This window comes from Aquitalea magnusonii, assembly GCF_002217795.2.
Lineage (GTDB): Bacteria > Pseudomonadota > Gammaproteobacteria > Burkholderiales > Chromobacteriaceae > Aquitalea > Aquitalea magnusonii_B.
The window spans coordinates 4212710-4230891 of sequence record NZ_AP018823.1 but is presented as its reverse complement, the minus strand read 5'-3'; the positions used below and the strand labels follow the sequence as shown (position 1 = coordinate 4230891).

General features: G+C 59.5%; 18 protein-coding genes. 13 read left to right on the top strand and 5 right to left on the bottom strand.

What is annotated here, in order from left to right; all coding sequences use genetic code 11:
• Positions 1-6: 6 nt before the first annotated feature.
• Positions 7-507: a Spy/CpxP family protein refolding chaperone gene (locus DLM_RS19855; protein WP_167467175.1), complete on the bottom strand. Its 501-nt coding sequence runs from the start codon at positions 505-507 to the stop codon at positions 7-9.
• Positions 508-721: 214 nt separating this feature from the next.
• On the opposite strand from DLM_RS19855, the gene DLM_RS19850 reads away from it, so the two are divergent.
• The 5 genes from DLM_RS19850 (at position 722) to DLM_RS19830 (ending at position 3906) form a co-directional block, all read left to right on the top strand.
• Positions 722-1000 (top strand): VF530 family DNA-binding protein, encoded by a 279-nt coding sequence (locus tag DLM_RS19850; RefSeq protein WP_089082436.1) that lies wholly within the window; start codon positions 722-724, stop codon positions 998-1000.
• A 114-nt stretch (positions 1001-1114) separates the two neighbouring features.
• Positions 1115-1726 (top strand): glutathione transferase GstA, encoded by a 612-nt coding sequence (gstA, locus tag DLM_RS19845; RefSeq protein ID WP_089082435.1) that lies wholly within the window; start codon positions 1115-1117, stop codon positions 1724-1726.
• Positions 1727-1824: 98 nt separating this feature from the next.
• A complete protein-coding gene (locus DLM_RS19840) occupies positions 1825-2181 on the top strand; it encodes a nucleotide pyrophosphohydrolase (RefSeq protein ID WP_089082434.1) in 357 nt (118 codons plus the stop codon).
• Between the two features lie 93 nt (positions 2182-2274).
• On the top strand, positions 2275-3009 hold the full coding sequence (locus DLM_RS19835; RefSeq protein WP_089082433.1) for an NAD-dependent protein deacylase: 735 nt from the start codon (positions 2275-2277) through the stop codon (positions 3007-3009).
• A gap of 93 nt (positions 3010-3102) precedes the next feature.
• On the top strand, positions 3103-3906 hold the full coding sequence (locus DLM_RS19830; protein WP_089082432.1) for a mechanosensitive ion channel family protein: 804 nt from the start codon (positions 3103-3105) through the stop codon (positions 3904-3906).
• 227 nt (positions 3907-4133) lie between these two features.
• On the opposite strand, the gene DLM_RS19825 is transcribed toward DLM_RS19830, so the two are convergent.
• Positions 4134-5348 carry an HD-GYP domain-containing protein gene (locus DLM_RS19825; protein ID WP_089082431.1) on the bottom strand — a complete coding sequence of 405 codons (1215 nt, stop codon included), beginning with the start codon at positions 5346-5348 and terminating at the stop codon, positions 4134-4136.
• Positions 5349-5526: 178 nt separating this feature from the next.
• Between DLM_RS19825 and DLM_RS19820 the strand changes: the two genes are divergently transcribed.
• The 5 genes from DLM_RS19820 to pyrI all read left to right on the top strand — a co-directional run bounded on the left by DLM_RS19820 (position 5527) and on the right by pyrI (position 10458).
• Entirely contained in the window at positions 5527-5781 is a 255-nt protein-coding gene (locus tag DLM_RS19820; RefSeq protein WP_089082430.1) for a YkgJ family cysteine cluster protein, read from the top strand.
• A gap of 195 nt (positions 5782-5976) precedes the next feature.
• Positions 5977-8052, top strand: coding sequence for a methyl-accepting chemotaxis protein (locus DLM_RS19815; RefSeq protein ID WP_231959915.1), 2076 nt, complete (start codon positions 5977-5979; stop codon positions 8050-8052).
• A gap of 131 nt (positions 8053-8183) precedes the next feature.
• On the top strand, positions 8184-8759 hold the full coding sequence (locus DLM_RS19810; protein ID WP_167467174.1) for a LysE family translocator: 576 nt from the start codon (positions 8184-8186) through the stop codon (positions 8757-8759).
• 301 nt (positions 8760-9060) lie between these two features.
• A complete protein-coding gene (gene pyrB, locus DLM_RS19805; RefSeq protein ID WP_089082427.1) occupies positions 9061-9981 on the top strand; it encodes an aspartate carbamoyltransferase in 921 nt (306 codons plus the stop codon).
• An 18-nt stretch (positions 9982-9999) separates the two neighbouring features.
• Positions 10000-10458, top strand: coding sequence for an aspartate carbamoyltransferase regulatory subunit (gene pyrI, locus DLM_RS19800; RefSeq protein ID WP_089082426.1), 459 nt, complete (start codon positions 10000-10002; stop codon positions 10456-10458).
• 164 nt (positions 10459-10622) lie between these two features.
• Here pyrI and DLM_RS19795 read toward each other — a convergent pair whose 3' ends face one another.
• Together DLM_RS19795 and DLM_RS19790 are read right to left on the bottom strand one after the other, a co-directional pair.
• On the bottom strand, positions 10623-11144 hold the full coding sequence (locus tag DLM_RS19795; RefSeq protein WP_089082425.1) for a GNAT family N-acetyltransferase: 522 nt from the start codon (positions 11142-11144) through the stop codon (positions 10623-10625).
• Between the two features lie 60 nt (positions 11145-11204).
• A complete protein-coding gene (locus tag DLM_RS19790; protein ID WP_089082424.1) occupies positions 11205-12107 on the bottom strand; it encodes an NYN domain-containing protein in 903 nt (300 codons plus the stop codon).
• Between the two features lie 160 nt (positions 12108-12267).
• Between DLM_RS19790 and DLM_RS19785 the strand changes: the two genes are divergently transcribed.
• Entirely contained in the window at positions 12268-12507 is a 240-nt protein-coding gene (locus tag DLM_RS19785; protein ID WP_089082423.1) for a hypothetical protein, read from the top strand.
• A 151-nt stretch (positions 12508-12658) separates the two neighbouring features.
• On the opposite strand, the gene DLM_RS19780 is transcribed toward DLM_RS19785, so the two are convergent.
• Positions 12659-16135, bottom strand: coding sequence for an indolepyruvate ferredoxin oxidoreductase family protein (locus tag DLM_RS19780; RefSeq protein WP_089082422.1), 3477 nt, complete (start codon positions 16133-16135; stop codon positions 12659-12661).
• Between the two features lie 391 nt (positions 16136-16526).
• Here DLM_RS19780 and rarD point away from each other — a divergent pair, with 391 nt between their 5' ends.
• Together rarD and DLM_RS19770 are read left to right on the top strand one after the other, a co-directional pair.
• Positions 16527-17438 carry an EamA family transporter RarD gene (rarD, locus tag DLM_RS19775; protein WP_089082421.1) on the top strand — a complete coding sequence of 304 codons (912 nt, stop codon included), beginning with the start codon at positions 16527-16529 and terminating at the stop codon, positions 17436-17438.
• A gap of 286 nt (positions 17439-17724) precedes the next feature.
• On the top strand, positions 17725-18180 hold the full coding sequence (locus tag DLM_RS19770) for a GNAT family N-acetyltransferase (protein ID WP_089082420.1): 456 nt from the start codon (positions 17725-17727) through the stop codon (positions 18178-18180).
• Positions 18181-18182 lie beyond the last annotated feature (2 nt).

The window sequence follows — 18182 nt, the reverse complement described above, 5'->3', positions numbered from 1 at the left end:
GCCGCATCAGTTTTGCGGCAGCGGTGCCGAAGCCGGATGGCGGTGCGGCATACGGCCTTGCATGCCTTCACGCATGTGTTGTGCTTCCTGGTCGAACAGTTTTTGCTGTTCCGGACTCAGCTTCTGGTACAGCGCTTTGGTGGCGGCAGCATGTTGCTGCATCATGTCCAGATGCTGTTGCATCATCTTGATGCGGCCATCCAGTTGTTCGGGCAGGGTGGCATCCGGTTTGACCGCAGGCATGGCTGGCATGGCACCAGGCTTCAGCGCATCGACATAGCTTTTCCACGCGGCTTCCTGTGCCGGCTGGATTTTCAGCCGGTCATGCAGCATGCGCAGGTGTTGTTCCATCATGGCCTGACGCTTGGCCGGGTCCATCTGCCACATATGTGCGGCCATGCCCTTACCACCCATCGGACAATCATCACCCTTGCCCATGGCATGGACGGTGCTAGCGGCTGCGCCGCCCAGGAGGCCGACAATCAACAGCGATTTGATCAGTTTCATGATGTTTTTCCTCATGCAGGTAAAAGGGGATGAGTGCAGTATCAAAGACAGATGTCAGCCAAGTATTGCCGGTGATGCGTCAATTGTTAGCAATGATGAAACATGCAAAATCATGTCAAGCAGGCAGTCTGCTGGCTGTTTGTCGCAGGCAGGGCTACACTGCGTCGGTTTATTTGGCAGCAGCGTGTTTGCTGTCCACAACAGGATGATAGGCATGAGTGAAAAACAGTCCGCCGACCCGATGCACGGCATGACGCTGGAAAAGATTCTGCAAGCGCTGGTGGAACATTTTGGCTGGCCGGAGCTGGGCCGACGCATTGCCATCCGCTGTTTCAATCATGAGCCCAGCATCAAGTCCAGCCTGGTGTTTTTACGCCGCACGCCGTGGGCGCGCAGCCAGGTGGAAGCCTTGTTTGTCGAAATGAAAACCCGGCCACAGCGACCGGCCGCCAAGGATGAACGGCCACGGCTGTTTGTGCCGAAGCCGCGCTGAATTTGCTTTGCCGGCTTGAAATTGCCAGGGTCTTGCCCCAGTTCATGGGGATGAATCCGGTGCTGCTCTGGTACCGGCCTGCTGCAGTTGCTGTTTATCCGAACAGGAGATGTGATGAAACTCTACTACTCGCCGGGAGCCTGCTCCCTGTCACCGCATATTGTGCTGCATGCCAGCGGCCTGCCGTTTACGGTGGAGAAGGTCAATCTGCGGGTGAATCCGCATCTGACCGCCAGTGGGGTGGAGTTTGCCAGCATCAGTCCCAAGGGCTATGTTCCGGCCCTGCAACTGGAAGACGGTACGGTGCTGAGCGAGGGCGTGGCCATCGTGCAGTATCTGGCTGATCAGGTTCCCGAGCGCAAGCTGGCACCGGCCAATGGCACGCTGGCACGCTACCGGCTGCAAGAGTGGCTTAACTACATTGCTACCGAGATTCACAAGAGTTTCTCCCCCTTGTTCTACCCGGCTAGCGATGAGGTGAAGAATGCCGCCTGGGACAAGCTGCGTGGCCGCTTTGGCGTGCTTGAGGCCCAACTGGCACAAACGCCTTATCTGCTGGGGGAGGACTTCAGCGTGGCCGATGCCTACCTGTTTACCTGCCTGAACTGGGCGCACATGGTGCATCGTTCGCTGGAAGACTTCCCGGCCATCAGCGCCTTCATGCAGCGCGTGCAGGCCTTGCCGGCAGTGCAGGCGGCTTTGAAGGATGAAGGCCTGCTGCGCTGAACCGTTGTCAGACTATCCATTGCGCCCGCGCTTGCGGGCGTTTTGCTTTATGTCAGTCAGCCGGTTTCACGTGAAACCGTGCTTGCAGGAGTAACACCATGGCCGCCGAAACCCCTTTGATTGAAACCGCTGCGCTGGAAGCCGCCTTGCAGCGCTTTGCCGATGAACGCGACTGGCAGCGCTTTCACACCCCGCGCAACCTGATGCTGGCGCTGACCGGGGAGGTGGGCGAACTGGCGGAAATCTTCCAGTGGCTGACTGATGAGGAGGTGGCCCGACTGGCAGACGACCCAGCCCGCTTCACCCATTTGCAGGAAGAAGTGGCCGATGTGCTGCTCTACCTGGTGCGGCTGGCCAGCGTGCTGAAGCTGGATATCAATGCCGCCGTGCGCGACAAACTGCAAAAGAATGCCATCAAGTACCCGGCACCGGCGGTGGATGCACCAGCGGCTTGATGTCGGGCAAGTTTGCTGCATTGGATTTTTGCGCCGCGAGCTTGTGCTCGTCTAAGCTTGGCAACAATAAAAAGCAGGTGCAGGAGACAGCAGATGCAGCAGGAAATCATGCGGCTGGCCGCCGCCATCGGCCAGGCCGGTCACATCGCGGTATTGAGTGGTGCCGGCATGAGTACCGAATCGGGCATTCCGGATTTCCGCTCGGCCAAGGGTTTGTGGCAGCAGGGCTTGCAACTGGAAGAGCTGGTGTCCATCGATTACTTTCGTGCCGACCCCGAAGCCTTCTGGCATAGCTTCAAGCAGTTGTTCCACACCAAGCTGCTGGGCAATTACCAGCCCAATGCCGGACACCGCTTTCTGGCCTGGCTGGAAGAAACCGGCAAGCAGGTATCGGTGCTGACGCAGAATATCGACGGCCTGCATGGCGTGGCCGGCAGCCGTCATGTTTCCGAACTGCACGGCACCTTGCGCACCGCCAGTTGTCCGTCCTGCGGGCGGCGGCAGGGACTGGAATACATCAATCACCATGTGCTGCCGCTGTGTACCCACTGCATGGACGTGCTCAAGCCGGACGTGGTGCTGTACGGCGAGCCGGTGCCGCTGATCGAGCATGCTTTTGACGTGGCCGTGTCCGCCGACATGCTGCTGGTACTGGGTTCATCGCTGGAGGTTTCCCCGGTCAACCACATTCCGCTGGAAGCCGCCCGTGCCGGGGTGATGACCGCGCTGATCAATTACACCCCCACCCGCATGGACCGGGTGTTTGACCTGACCATACAGGCCGGTATCGGTGATACCTGCCAGCAACTGCGCAGCCTGCTGCAATAAGCCATCCTCACGGCCAGACCGTGCTGGCTGGCGTTTTGTCGGCACTCATTCTATTTTTAAGTTTTTTCTACCAACTGCTTAAATAGGGTGATCATGACAGACATCAATTGGACTCACTGGAGCGACCTGGCGGTGCAGGCTGGCATCAATATTGTTTCTGCCATTGTGCTGTGGGTGGTGGGGCGCTGGTTTATCGGCCTGGCTGGCCGGCTGATGGAAGAACAACTGGTGGCACGCAAGCTGGACCCCACCTTGCGCCGCTATGCCCATTCCTTTCTGTCCGTCAGCCTCACCGTGGTGCTGGTGATTGCCATGCTGGGCTTTTTTGGCGTACAGACCGCCAGCTTCGCCGCCATCATCGGTGCTGCCGGTGTGGCCATCGGCCTGGCCTGGAGTGGCCTGCTGGCCAATTTTGCCGCTGGCATCTTCCTGGTGGTGTTGCGTCCTTTCAAGGTGGGGGATGTGGTGAGTGTGGCCGGTATCAGCGGTACGGTGCGGGAAGTGGGACTGTTTTCCACCATCATCGATACGCCGGACAATGTGATGACCCTGATCGGCAATAACAAGATCTTTTCCGACAACATCCAGAATTTCAGCGCCAACGGCTACCGCCGGGTGGATCTGAAAACCCAGTTGGCGGCCAGCGCCGACCATGTGCTGGCCATCCAGCTGCTGCGCGACAAGATTGCCGCCATTCCCAATGTGCTGGCAGAACCGGCCATCACGGTGGATCTGCTGGAGTTCAGCCCGCTTGGCCCGGTGCTGGCGGTTCGTCCCTGCTGCCAGCCGGCGCATTACTGGCAGGTGTATTTCGACAGCAATCGCCTTATCCGCGAAACACTGGCCGCGGCCGACTTTCCCGCTCCCGAGCAGGCAATGGTGGTGCGCCAGGGCTGAATATGATTCCGGGCTTCTGATGATTGACAAACACTTCTCGCTTTCTGAAAAGAAAGCGAGGCACCCCTTCTTCAATTGGCCGGGAAAGGGCGGGGGGAAAGGGAACAGATGGGAAGGCTGCGGAAGTAATCACTCCGTCGGAAGGCCCGGCTTTGCCGGGTCCAGTACATTTGCACCAGAACCTTGTTGGCAGCCTGATACCCTGATGATTCAGGGCTTTTTTGTATTCAGAGAAAACGCAGCGGATCAATGCGCCACTTGCCCGGCGCTTCGTGGCTGACAATCTTGTCGCCACCGCCAGCCCCCATGCCGCGCGACAGATCCACCACTTCCGGCGGGATATAGGCATTGCTCTTGGTGCTGAAGAACACCTTCACCTTGGGTGATACCAGATTATTGTCATTCTGTTCGATCACCACCCCAAGCTTGCCGCTTTCCAGACGGACCAGGGTGCCGATGGGGTAGATGCCGATACAGCGCATGAAGGCTTGTACCAGCACCGGATTGAAGTGGAACTTGGACCACTCGAAAATCTTGCGCAGGGCATCGGTCGGCGGCATGCCCTTGTGATAGCAGCGGTCCGAGGTGAGCGCATCGTAGACATCGACAATGGCCGCCATCTGGCCCAGTTGCGAGATTTCCTCGCCTTTCAGCCCCTCCGGATAACCACTGCCATCGTGGCGCTCGTGATGCTGGGCGGCCACCTTGACCGCGGTGTCGGAGATGCCCTGGGTGGCCAGCAGAATCTGCTTGCTTTCCACCACATGGCATTTCATCACCGCGAATTCCTGCTCGGTCAGCTTGCCCGGCTTGTTGAGGATGCTGTCCGGCACCTTCATCTTGCCGATGTCGTGCAGCATGCCACCGATGCCGGCATGGTGAATCACCTCGCGGCTCATGTTCATGGCCTTGCAAAAGCTCACCATCAGCGCACCCACGCTGACCGAGTGCTGGAAGGTGTAGTTGTCCTTGTCCTTGATGCGGCACAGCGACAGCAAAGCCCCTCCATTGCGCAGGATGGAACTGGTCATTCTTTCGATCGACGGTTCCACCATTTCCAACTGCACCTGCTTGCCCAGCCGCACATCCTGCAGGATGTTGCGCACGATCAGGTTGGCTTCATTGTGAATCAGCTGGGCACGGCCAAATTCCGCCGCCGCATCCACCTGCCGTTCCGCCGGGGCCTCACGGCTGGCCAGGTCGATGATTTCCTGTTCCAGCTTGTGTTTGACTTCGGAAACAGTGGGAGCATGGGGTAGGTCCAGGCCTTTTTCGGTATCGATGTATACCTCGTGGATGCCGGCATCGGCGATCTTGTGAATGGCGCTTTCATCCTTGACCAGAAAGCGTTTCAGCAAAAACGGATGTGACATCCAGTCGCAATTCAGGTCGTGGATGTACATGCCAACCTTGAGGTCGGACACGTCGATGCACTTGATCATTACTTGGGCTCTGACTTATTGGCAGTGAGACAGCACTGCACGCTTTGATGGGCTTGGAGGTAAAACCAAATGATTTATTGTAAATTATCTGTGCAGCCTTGGCTGGCAAGCTGCACTGGCCAGCGTCCGCTTTGTGGTATGGTGGCCCACTTTTTCTGCTGCCTTCAGGCCTGACACCATGGAATGCCGCCTTCACTGCGGTGCCTGTTGCATCGCACCTTCCATTTCCTCTCCGATTCCGGGCATGCCCCAAGGCAAGCCCGCCGGCATCCGTTGCATCCAGCTGGATGCAAACAACCTGTGCCTGTTGTTTGGCCCCCCGGACCGGCCTGCGGTTTGCTCCGGTCTGCAGCCTGCTGCCGAAATGTGCGGTGAAAGCAACAGTCATGCTATGCAGTGGCTGACAGAATTGGAAGCCAACACTGCACCTTAAATTATTGTTATAAATAAGATAATTTTATCGTCATGTTTTGTGTTGGTGTTTTCCCTGCTTGTTTATTTGCATATTTATTGAGCTTGAAACTGGCAGTGGCTTAACGATATCCCCCAATATGTTAAAGCGTTTGTGTCAAACCAGTGCCAGCTTGCGCTGGGCTCCTACATAAAAACAGCATGCGGGGAAATGGCAATGGCAAGGGAAAAATGGGGTCATCTGAGTACGCGCATCATCGTGGTGGCTGCTGCAGCCATTGCGGTGGGTTTTGCCGTGATGATTGGGCTGATTGCCTGGCAGAGCTATTCGGCTGCGGTGGATGTCGGCTACAAGCTGGCCTCGGAGCAGGCCAGCAGCTATGCCAAGGATGCCGAAAGCGATTTCGACAAGGGTTTCACCCTGCCGCACCATCTGGCGGATGCCATCCTTGGCATCAAGCGGGTTGGTGCGCCTGACCGCAAGCATGTTGACAACATGATCCAGCAACTGCTGGACTCCGCACCGCAATCGGTCGGCCTGTGGATGTTGTGGGAGCCGAATGCCTTCGATGGCAACGACAATGCCTTCCGTCTGGACTGGCCGCGACATGACCCGACCGGACGCTACCAGCCCTATATCACCAGGAATGCCCAGGGCAAGGCCCAGATGGACGTGATGATGTCGGCCGACCGGGTGAAGGAATTCCCCAAGTTCAAGGATCATCCGGAAACCTACCAGCCGGACTACGAAAAAACCGGCTGGGGTGATTTTTACTACGTACCCAAGCAGCGCGGCCGTGACACCATTACCGAGCCCTATCCTTACGAAGTACAGGGCAAGATGGTGCTGGAAAGCTCGCTGGCCGTGGTGATGAAGGATGCCTCCGGCAAGATGCTGGGCGTATCCGCCACCGATGTGGCGCTGGACCAGCTGCAAAAGCGCTTTGGGGCCATCCGCCTGAATGACACCGGCTATGTGCGCATGGTGTCCGAGGGCGGACTGTATGTGGTTACTGCCAAGACCGAGCTGCTGGGCAAGCCGGTGCCCAAGGAAGATGCACTCTCATCGCATCTGGAGCAGATCAAGAAGGGTGAATCCTTCATCTATGAAGACAGTGGCTTCACCCATTTCTTCCGCCCGGTGAAGGTGGGAAATACCGGTCAGTTCTGGTCGCTTGGCGTGTCCATTCCCACCGCGGCCATTACCGCCGATGCGAAAAAACAGTGCCTGACGGCCATCCTGATTGGGGTGGTGGCGCTGGTGATGATTCTGCTGGTGCTGACTGCGGTGGTGCGGGCGCTGACCCGGCCGCTCAACCAGTTGGCCGATACCATGGACCAACTGGCCTCCGGACGTGGCGACTTGACCGTGCGCATGCAGATTGCCAATCGTGACGAAATCGGCCGCACTGCCGATGCCTTCAACCGCTTCATTGGTAGCCTGCGCGACATGTTTGTCGAAGTGCGTCAGCAAAGCCATGAAGTCAGCGTGGCAGCTGCCAGCCTGGCGGATTCTGCCATTCAGGTACAGCAGGCCTCCTCCAGCCAGTCCGACGCCGCCAGTGCCACCGCAGCCGGGGTGGAGCAGGTGACGGTGAGCGTGCATCACATTGCCGATACCGCCGAGGAAGCCGAACACACCGCGCGGGAGACTGGCGAACTGACCGCACAAAGCGTGGCCACGGTGACGCGCATTACCGGCGAAATCGAGCGCATGACCAACAGCATGCAGGCACTGGCCGAGCGCATGAATGGCCTGGGTGAGCGTTCGGAAGAGGTCAGCACCATTGTGCGGGTGATCAAGGATATTGCCGATCAGACCAATCTGCTGGCGCTTAATGCTGCCATCGAGGCGGCGCGTGCCGGTGAAATGGGACGCGGCTTTGCGGTGGTGGCCGACGAGGTGCGCAACCTGGCTGGCCGGACTGCCGAGGCCACGGTGCAGATTACCCGCATCGTCAATGCCATTGGCAGCGAAACACGTGATGCGGTAGAGGACGTGAAAAACAGCCGTGACCAGGTCAATCTGAGCGTGGCCATTGCAGCAGAGGCCAATGAGGCGATGAACACGGTATTGGGCCGCAGCCAGGGCCTGGTGGCCAGCATTGTGGATATTGCCGCCTCTACCCGCGAACAGTCCTCGGCCAGCCAGGAAATCGCCCAGAACGTGGAACGCATCAGCGCCATGGCCCAGAGCAATAGCGATGTGGTGCAGCAGGTGTCCGATTCGGTGTCTCAACTGCGCGAACTGTCGGCCAATCTGGAAAACCTGGTCAGCAACTTCAAGCTGTAGCCCATTGCCGCCCCATGCGACAACGCCACCCTGCGGGGTGGCGTTTTATCTGGTGGCCAAGGCAAGATGGTGTTTCTCAATCAGCGCAGAGGAGGCGGGCATGGACTGGCTTCATTTTTTTGCCCGCAGCCATGCTGCTGGTGGTAACACCAGGCGCGGGTACACTCAGCGTATGGCGTGCTTACGGTGGCGGTGGCTGGCGTCATGCCGCCTGGGCCTTACTTGGCCTGATGCTGGGCGATATGTTGTTGATAGCCTTGTCGGCACTGGGTATGGCCGCATTACTGGCTGCCCATCCTGCCTGGTTTGATCTGCTGCGTTACGGTGGTGCGGCCTATCTGATCTGGCTGGGCTGCCGTTGCTGGCCGATGGCAGGGGCAAGGCCGGTGACATCATCACGATCCGCCCCGCATGCCTTATGGCGTAGCTGGCTGGTAACGGTGGGCAATCCCAAGGCCTTGGTGTTTTTCATGGCATTTTTCCCGCAATTTCTGTCTCCCCCACAGCCGGTATTGGCTGGTTTCCTGCAACTGGGTGCGGTGTTTTGCCTGTGCAATCTGCTGTATCTGAGCGGCATGTTATGGCTGGGGAGCCGAATGTATTGCCGCCTGGCCAGGCCAATACCAGCCGGCTGGGGGCAGCGTGCCTGCGGGCTGATGTATGTGCTGCTGGGCTTGCGCATGTGGTGGCAGCGCCCGCTGAGCTGAGCGCGGCTGCCTGGCACTGGCAGTGCTGTTGGGGTCATGGAATTGGCAAAATGCGACACCGCTCTTATCAAGGCGGGTGGTTTGGGATTAGAATCTCGGGGTTTGTTCGGAGGAGCCGTCTTGTCGCCATTTGCAGTTGTTGTCACCCGCCTCACCACCACCGCTCACGGTGGCGCTGAAGCGTTGCTGCGAGGCCTGACCGTTCCCGAACCCCGGCTATTCCAGAAAAAAAGCTCCTGATTTTTCAGGGGCTTTTTTTTTTATGGGCAAAACAACATTCGCAGAACCAAGGACCCCTATCATGGCAAACCCGCTCTATCGGAAACATATCATTTCCATCCCCGATTTTTCACGAGAGGAGCTAGAGCTCGTGGTGGAAACGGCGGGCAAGCTTAAACGCCACCCGCGCAACGACCTGCTGCAAGGCAAGCTGGTGGGTAGCTGTTTCTTCGAGCCGTCCACCCGCACCCGCCTGTCGTTCGAAACCGCGGTACAGCGCCTGGGTGGCGACATCATCGGCTTTGCCGACGGTGGCAATACCAGTGCCAAGAAGGGTGAAACCCTGGCCGACTCCATCAAGATCATCAGCTCCTATGCCGATGCCGTGGTGATGCGCCACCCCAAGGAAGGCGCGGCGCGGCTGGCCAGCGAGTTCTCCAGCGTACCGGTGATCAACGGTGGCGACGGCTCCAACCAGCACCCCACGCAAACCCTGCTGGACCTGTTCACCATCCGTGAAACCCAGGGCACGCTGGAAAACCTCACCATCGCCTTTGTCGGCGACCTCAAATACGGCCGCACCGTGCATTCGCTCACCCAGGCACTGTCGCTGTTTGGCGCGCGTTTCTACTTTGTCGCGCCAGAGCAATTGGCCATGCCGGACTACATCTGCGAAGAGCTGGACGAGAAGGGCATTGAATACACCCTGGTGGACAGCCTGGACGATGTGATTCCGCTGGTGGACATCATGTACATGACCCGCGTGCAGCGTGAGCGCTTTGACGAAGCCGAGTTCAAGAAAATCCAGGGCCAGTTTGTGCTGCGTGCCGACATGCTCAAGAGCGCACGCACCAATATGAAGGTGATGCACCCGCTGCCGCGCGTGGATGAAATCACCGTGGATGTGGATGCCACCCCGCATGCCTATTACTTCGAGCAGGCCAGGAACGGTGTGTTTGCCCGTCAGGCACTGTTGTCGCTGGTATTGAACGAAACCGTCTAAATCAGGGAAGGAAACATCATGCAATACACCCGTACCGTCGAAGCCCTGAAGCAAGGCACCGTCATCGACCACATCCCGGCCGGGCAGGGCGTCAACATCCTGCGTCTGTTCAAGCTGGCCGAAACCGGCGAGCGCATTACCGTGGGCCTGAACCTGTCCTCGCGCCACATGGGGGCCAAGGACATCATCAAGGTGGAAAACGTGGCGCTGACCGAAGAGCAGGCCAACGAACTGGCCCTGTTTGCGCCCAAGGCCACGGTGAATGTGATCGACAACTTCGAAGTGGTGAAGAAGCACAAGCTGGAACTGCCGGAAAGCATTGAAGGCATTTTTGCCTGCCCCAACTCCAACTGCATTTCACATGCCGAACCGGTGAAGAGCTTTTTCTCCGTGCGTGCGCACGCCAAGGACATCAAAATGAAATGCAAGTATTGCGAAAAGGTGTTCAGTAAGGATATTGTTGCAGTCGTGCGCTAAGTCGTGCAGAGGAAGAGAATAGAGAACTTCAAGAACGGACGCTGTTTCAACAGCGCAGTAGCAGAACAGAAAACGCCGCAGGAGACTGCGGCGTTTTTCTTTGCCTGCGGCAATGGTGTGCGGAGGGGGAGGGGCCGGCCATCCTTGCCACCCGTCTGGCTGTATCAGGCGTTGGCCGGGCCTTCGCTGTTGCTGTCGTCGATGAATTTCTGCATGTAGACCAGGTCCAGCCAGCGGCCAAACTTGAAGCCCACCTGCGGCAGCACGCCCACCTTGATGAAGCCCAGTTTCTCGTGAAAGCGGATCGAGCCTTCATTGGCGGCATCCACCGCACCCAGCATGGTGTGCTTGCCCAGCGCCTGCGCCCGCGGAAACAGGGCGCTGACCAGCGCGCTGCCAATGCCCTTGCCGCGCGCTGCCGGTGTCAGGTGTACGCTGTGCTCCACGGTAAAGCGAAAACCGGGGCGCGGGCGGAAATCGCCAAAGCTGGAAAAGCCCAGAATCGCGCCCTGATCTTCTGCCACCAGCACCGGGTAGCCTGCTGCCAGCCGGTCCTGGAACCAGACGGCAAATTCGCCCGGATTGAGCGGGTCATCATTGTAGATGGCGGTGGAGGTGGCAATCACCTCGTTGTAGATATCCAGAATAACGGCGAGGTCTTCCAGTTTGGCATCACGAATCTGCATGTTTTCTCCTGTTGCAATCGGTTATGCGCAGCGCCCTGGCGCGCAGTGAATCGGCAGGGATCAGCCCTTGGCCACCGGGCTGTCGGCTTTCTTGCGCGGGGTACGTTTCTTGCGTGGCGTGCTGGGGCTGGCGGCAAGCGGCGCTTCTGCCACGCAGGCGGGGGCCGGACTGTTGACGGCCACCGGTTGGGTTTCGCCGCCCTCTGCCTCTTTCAGGCGGATTTCACTGTGCAGCTTGGAGCCGTTGCGTTGCTCCTGCACCGTGAGAAAGTCCAGTTTCTTCACCATTTGCGATAGCCGGGAATGGCCGTAATTACGCGGGTCGAACGAGGGGTCGTTCTTGGCAATATAAGAGCCGACCGCGGATAGTTCGGCCCAGCCGCTTTCGCGCGCCACCGCGTCGATGGCCGAGGTGAACATGGCCTGCAGCGGGTGGACTTCCTTGGGCGCCGCCGGTTTGCTCTTGCTCTGGCGGGTGCTGCGCGTTTTGGGTTTGTCGTTGCTGCCGGTTTCTTCCTGTGCTTTTTCCGGGCGCAGGATTTCGGTAAATACAAACTTGTCGCAGGCGGCAATGAAGGGCCGTGGCGTTTTGGATTTTTCGCCGATGCCGATGACGGTCAGCCCGCCTTCACGCAGGCGGGTGGCCAGCCGGGTGAAATCGCTATCGGACGACACCAGACAGAAGCCATCGAAGTTGCCGGTGTACAGCAAGTCCATGGCGTCGATGATGAGGGCCGAGTCGGTGGAGTTCTTGCCACTGGTGTAAGCAAATTGCTGGATGGGATGGATGGCATGCTTATGCAATACCTCTTTCCAGCTTTTGAGCTGGGATGTGGTCCAGTCGCCATAGGCGCGCTTGACGATGGCGGTGCCGTACTTGGCCACCTCGGCCAGCAATTCGGCGGTGAGGCTGGCCTGGGCATTGTCGGCATCAATCAGAACGGCAAGTTTGCGGTTTTCCATGCGGCAGCTTCCAGTGGAGGGATGCGGCCATGCTAAGCCGCAGCCGTGCTGCCGTCAAAACTCGCAAGCGGTTTGATCGCAATTTCATGATGCATTGCACAAGGCTGGCACGGGGATTGCTCTGAAGGAAGTGGCATATCGCCCAACAGGAGGTTTCGCCATGCCCTTCTTTTCAAGCCCGCGCAAGCATACCCCCGCTGTGCAAAAAACCAGTGAAATCGTCATGTTCAACTACCGTCGCCCGGTACGTGCCCGTCAGGTGGCACTGGGCAGCAATGGCCGGCTGTGGCTGGTGGAGGCGCTGGATGCGGTCCATGGCATCTGGGTCTGGCAGGATGAATACAATGGTGTGGACCAGGCGCTGGATGAGGCGCGCCGCCTGAGCCTGATGCTGTCCTGATGGCGCAGCGCGTTTATCGCCCGCAGCGGCCTGCCTTGAAACAGTGCAGCCATTCACCAGAACCGGGATTTTCTGATCAAAAAAAGGGCGCGGATGATGTCATCCGCGCCTGAACCACCCTCTCTTTACTGCGACAACACTCACCAATCCATCAGGCTACCTTGCGTTTGCCGGCCTGCTGGCGAAACTGCTCCAGCAAGGTTTTCTGTTTGTCACTGGCCTGACGATAGGCCGCTTCCTTGACATGACCAAAGCCACGCACGCCTTCGTATAGCTTCACCAGCTCGGTAGCCGTTGCCAGATTGTCCAGTGTGAGCCCAGACAGCAGGCCGTTAACCAGCTGCTCGAACTCGGTAATCAGCTGGCGTTCCAGTTTGCGGTCGGACTGCCAGCCAAACGGGTCCAGCGCGGTGCCGCGCAGGAAGCGCAGCTTGGCCAGCAACTTCATGCCCTTGAACAGCCAGGGGCCGAAGGCGATTTTCTTGGCCACGCCACCGGTGACCCAACTGGCACCAATATGGAAACGCAGCTGGTAATCACCGTCGAACTGGCTGGCAAGCTCGCGCAGGAAGTCGCCGTCGGTATACAGGCGGGCCACTTCGTACTCGTCCTTGTAGGCCAGCACATGGTAGTAGGCACGGGCCACCGCCAGCGACAGGCTGCTGCTGGCCGGGTTCAGTGCCTGTTCCGCTGCCTGTACCTTGCCCACCAGCGCTTTGTAACGCTCGGCCAGCGCCTGGTTCTGGTAGTGGCGCAGCTCCTTGGCGCGGTGATGCAGTACGCCATCCAGCGTTTCACGTGGAACAAACTGCACCACGGATGAAGGGTTGGTCAGTGCTTCTACCCGGCCCGGATCGTGGGCGGCGTGACGGCCCCAGATAAAGGCCTGCTGGTTGAACTTCACCGCAGCGCCGTTCAGGCGGATGGCTTCCATCAGCGCTTCTTCGCTGACCGGCACCAAACCCTTCTGCCAGGCATAACCCAGCATGAACATATTGCTGGCAATGGCATCGCCCATCAGCGCGGTGGCCAGGCGGGTGGCGTTGACTTCCCAGAAGCGGCCAGCACCGACCGATTCGATCACCGCATCCTTCATGGCGCGGCTGGGGAAGCGCACGTCCGGGTTTTTCAGGAAGGCACTGGTAGGGGATTCGTAGCTGTTGACGATGGCGTGGCTGAAGCCTTCGCGCATCTTGGCCAGCGCTTCTTCCGCGGCGGTGACCACCAGGTCGCAACCCAGCACCAGGTTGGCATCACCGGCGGCAATGCGCACGGCGTGCAGTTGCTGCTGGCTGTTGGCAATGCGCACGTGCGACCACACCGAGCCGCCTTTTTGCGCCAGGCCGGCCATGTCCAGCACGGTGACACCCTTGTGGTCCAGATAAGCGGCCATGCCCAGTACCTGGCCGATGGTGACCACACCGGTGCCGCCCACGCCGGTAATCATGATGCTGAACGGCTCGTGCAGGGCCGGAATCTGTGGTGCGGGCAGGGCGGGCATGGCTTCCAGCGTGGCGCTGGCACCGCTTTGCTTTTTCAGCGTGCCGCCCTCGACGGTGACAAAGCTGGGGCAGAAACCTTCCACACAGGAGTAGTCCTTGTTGCAACTGGACTGGTCGATCTTGCGTTTGCGGCCCAGTGCCGTTTCCACCGGCAGCACCGACAGGCAGCCGGATTTCTTGCTGCAGTCGCCACAGCCTTCGCACACTTTTTCGTTGATGAAGGCGCGCTTGGCCGGGTCGGGGAATTCACCGCGTTTGCGACGGCGGCGTTTTTCTGCGGCGCAGGTCTGGTCGTGAATCAGCACGGTGGTGCCTTCGGTTTCACGCAGCTCTTTTTGCAGGCGGTCCAGTTCGCGGCGGTGGAACACGTCCACACCGGGAGCCAGGCCTTGCACGCTCTGGTATTTGTCCGGGTCGTCACTGGTGATGACGATGCGCTTGACGCCTTCGGCTGCCAGCTGGCGGGTAATCATCGGCACGTCCAGATAACCATCCACATGCTGGCCGCCGGTCATGGCTACTGCGTCGTTGTACAGCAGCTTGTAGGTAATGTTGACCTTGGCCGCCACTGCGGCGCGGATGGCCAGCAGGCCGGAGTGGAAGTAGGTGCCGTCACCCAGGTTGGTGAAAATGTGTTTGGTGTTGGTGAACGGTGCCTGGCCGACCCAGGTAATGCCCTCGCCACCCATCTGGGTGAAGGTTTTGGTGCTGTCGCCTTCAATCCAGTGTGCCATGTAGTGACAGCCGATGCCGGCCACGGCGCGGCTGCCTTCCGGCACGCGGGTGCTGGTGTTGTGCGGACAGCCGGAGCAGTAATGCGGCACGCGGGCAATGGCTTCGCGCGGTTTCACCAGTTGGGCTTCTTTTTCGTCGTAGAACTTCAGCCGGTCGTGAATCACCGGGCTGTCGAAGATCAGCGCCAGGCGGCTGGCAATGGCGCGGGCAATCATGGCCGGAGTCAGCTCGCCGGCAGCGGGCAGCAGCCAGTCGCCATGCGGCAGCGCCCATTCGCCTTTTTCGGCAAACTTGCCCACTACGCGCGGGCGCACGTCATCACGCCAGTTGTATAGCTGTTCCTTCAACTGGTATTCGATGATCTGGCGTTTTTCTTCCACCACCAGGATTTCATCCAGCCCTTCGGCAAAATGGCGCACGCCTTCCGGTTCCAGCGGCCACACCATGCCCACCTTGAAGATGCGCAGGCCGATGTCGGCGGCCAGGGCTTCGTCGATGCCCAGGTCGTCCAGTGCCTGCATCACGTCCAGATAGCTCTTGCCACAGGTGATGATGCCCAGACGTGGTTTGGGCGAATCCAGCGTGATGTGGTTGAGCTTGTTGGCGCGGGCATAAGCCAGCGCGGCATACAGGCGGTGGTGCAGCACGCGTTTTTCCTGCACCAGCGGCGGGTCCGGCCAGCGGATGGACAGGCCGCCTTCCGGAATGGGGAAGTCCTGCGGAATGACAAAGTTGAAACGTTCCGGCGAAATGTCCACTACCGCCGAGCTTTCGATGGTGTCGGAAATGGCCTTGATGGAAACCCAGCAGCCGGAGTAGCGGCTCATCGCCCAGCCGTGCAGGCCAAAATCGATGACTTCCTGCACGCCGGACGGGGACAGTACCGGAATCATGCTGGCGGCCAGGATGTGGTCGGACTGGTGCGGAAAGGTGGAGGACTTGGCCGCGTGGTCGTCACCGGCCACCAGCAGCACGCCGCCCTTGGCACTGGTGCCGGCCACATTGCCGTGCTTGATCACGTCGCCGGAGCGGTCTACGCCGGGGCCCTTGCCGTACCACATGGCGTACACGCCATCGTACTTGGCTCCCTCGAACATATTCACCTGCTGCGTACCCCACACCGCGGTGGCGGCCAGGTCTTCGTTCAGGCCGGGATGAAACACCACATTGTGTTGCTTGAGGTAGGGCTCGGCCTTCTGCATGGTCTGGTCGACATTGCCCAAGGGCGAGCCACGATAGCCAGTGACATAGCCCGCGGTATTCAGCCCGGCGGCACGGTCCAGTTGCTGTTGCAGCATGGGCAGGCGAACCAGCGCCTGGATGCCTGTCATCAGCACCTGGCCGGTGGCGGCGGTGTATTTTTCTTCCAGATCAACATGACGGATCGACATGGTTTCTCCTCCTGCCGCTCAGGTCCTGCCCGGTAAGGTGGCCGGTACGGCCTGCGGCTTGTTCTCGCTTGTGGCGGGGGCGGGTTTTCCGGCAAGAAAGCACCCGCCTTTCATTATGTTGTAGGCCGTTTTGCTGCCAGAGAGCAGCCTTTTGGCAGGCGCAGTGGCAGGGGCTTTATGTGGCGGACTGTAGCTTACGTTTACGTCAACGTCAAAGGTATTGACGGACAGTTGGGCAGACTGCGGCGATTGTGCCAGTGCAGCATGTGCTGGCCTGCTGGTGGCATGCGATTGTTTGTCTGGCAGAACAGGGTGTTATGGTGGCGGCGGTTTCTTCATTGCGGCCAAGCAGTTAAGCTCTCATCTTGAATCTCTCCGTATCGAGCCCGTCATGTCTTCCGCCTTGTCCCGCCAGGATGCCACCCGTGGTGTCCTGTTTGCGTTTATTGCCTTCGTCATCTGGGGCCTGTTTCCCTTGTACTGGAAACCGCTGCATCAGGTACCGGCCTTGCAGATTCTCTGTCACCGCATTGTCTGGTCTGCCGTGTTTGTGGCCGGCATCCTCACCGTGCGCCACAACTGGGCCTGGCTGGGCGAGGCAGTGCGCCAGCCGCAAAAGCTGGCCATCTTCGGCTTGTCCTCGCTGATGCTGTCGCTGAACTGGCTGATTTACATCTGGGCGGTGAATGCCGGTCATGTGGTGGAAGCCAGCCTGGGTTATTTCATCAACCCGCTGTTCAATGTGTTGCTGGGGCGTGTGTTCCTGGCGGAAAAGCTCACGCCCATCCAGCGCACGGCGGTGGCCCTGGCTGCGGCCGGTGTGGCCTGGATTACCTGGTGTACCGGCACCTTGCCGCTGATTGCCCTGTCGCTGGCGGCCACCTTCGGCCTGTACGGCCTGCTGCGCAAGAAAGCACCGCTGGCCTCGCTGGAGGGACTGGCGCTGGAAACCTTCCTGATGGCACCGCTGGCCTTGCTGGCGCTGGGTTGGTTTCAGTGGCAGGGCCAGGGTGCTTTCCTGCATCAGGCCCTGTCGCTGGATGTGCTGCTGGTGGGTGCCGGCGTGGTGACTGCCATCCCGCTGTTGCTGTTTGCCGCCGGCGCGCGACGGCTGAAGCTGGCCACGGTGGGCCTGATCCAGTACATCGGCCCCACCATTCAGCTGGCGCTGGGTGTGCTGCTGTTTGGTGAGCCCTTCGATAGCGGCAAGCTGTTCGGTTTCAGCCTGATCTGGCTGGCCTTGTTGCTGTATTCGGCTGGTGGCCTGCTACAGTTGCGGGCACAGAAGCGCGTGGCCGCCTGAGTTCCACTCATCAGCACAGCCCGGCTAAGCCGGGTTTTTTTGCGCCCTGCCGCATGCCTGACAAACAGTTGCCGCGCCTTGCCCGGTGGCGGTTTGCGCCAGATGGCCAGCCGCTGCCGCGACGAGCACCAGATGCAGCATAGCCGTTGACCCTGGGCGGCAGGCAGTCGACACTTGCCAACAGCATGGCGCGGGACGCTGTCGCAGGCGTCGCTGGCCCGTGCATATGTGCTTTGTCTTTCCACCACCGCTGCCACTGCTGGCGGCATTGACAGGAGTAGCGCCAATGCAGACCGACCTGACGCTGGCGTTTGACTGTGATCCGGCCAGGCTGGATCGCGACATGATTTATGCCTATCTCAGCGGCGAGTCCTATTGGGCTGCCGGCCTGCCGCGCGCTATTTTCGAGCGTTCGCTGGCCGGATCATTATGCTTTGGCGTCTACGTGGCCGGGCAGCAGGTGGGATTTGCCCGCGTGATTACCGATCAGGCCACTGTTGCCTATCTGGCCGATGTCTTCGTGCTGCCGGACTGGCGCGGGCGCGGCATCAGCAAGGCCTTGCTGGCCTATATCATGGCCTATCCGGGCTTGCAGGGGCTGCGACGCATGCTGCTGGCCACGGCGGATGCCCATGGTCTTTACGCGCAATACGGTTTTACCCCGCTCAGCAAGCCGGAGCGCATGATGGAAAAGCTGGATCAGCAGGTTTACCAGCGACAGGCCACAGTGGAACAAGGATAAAA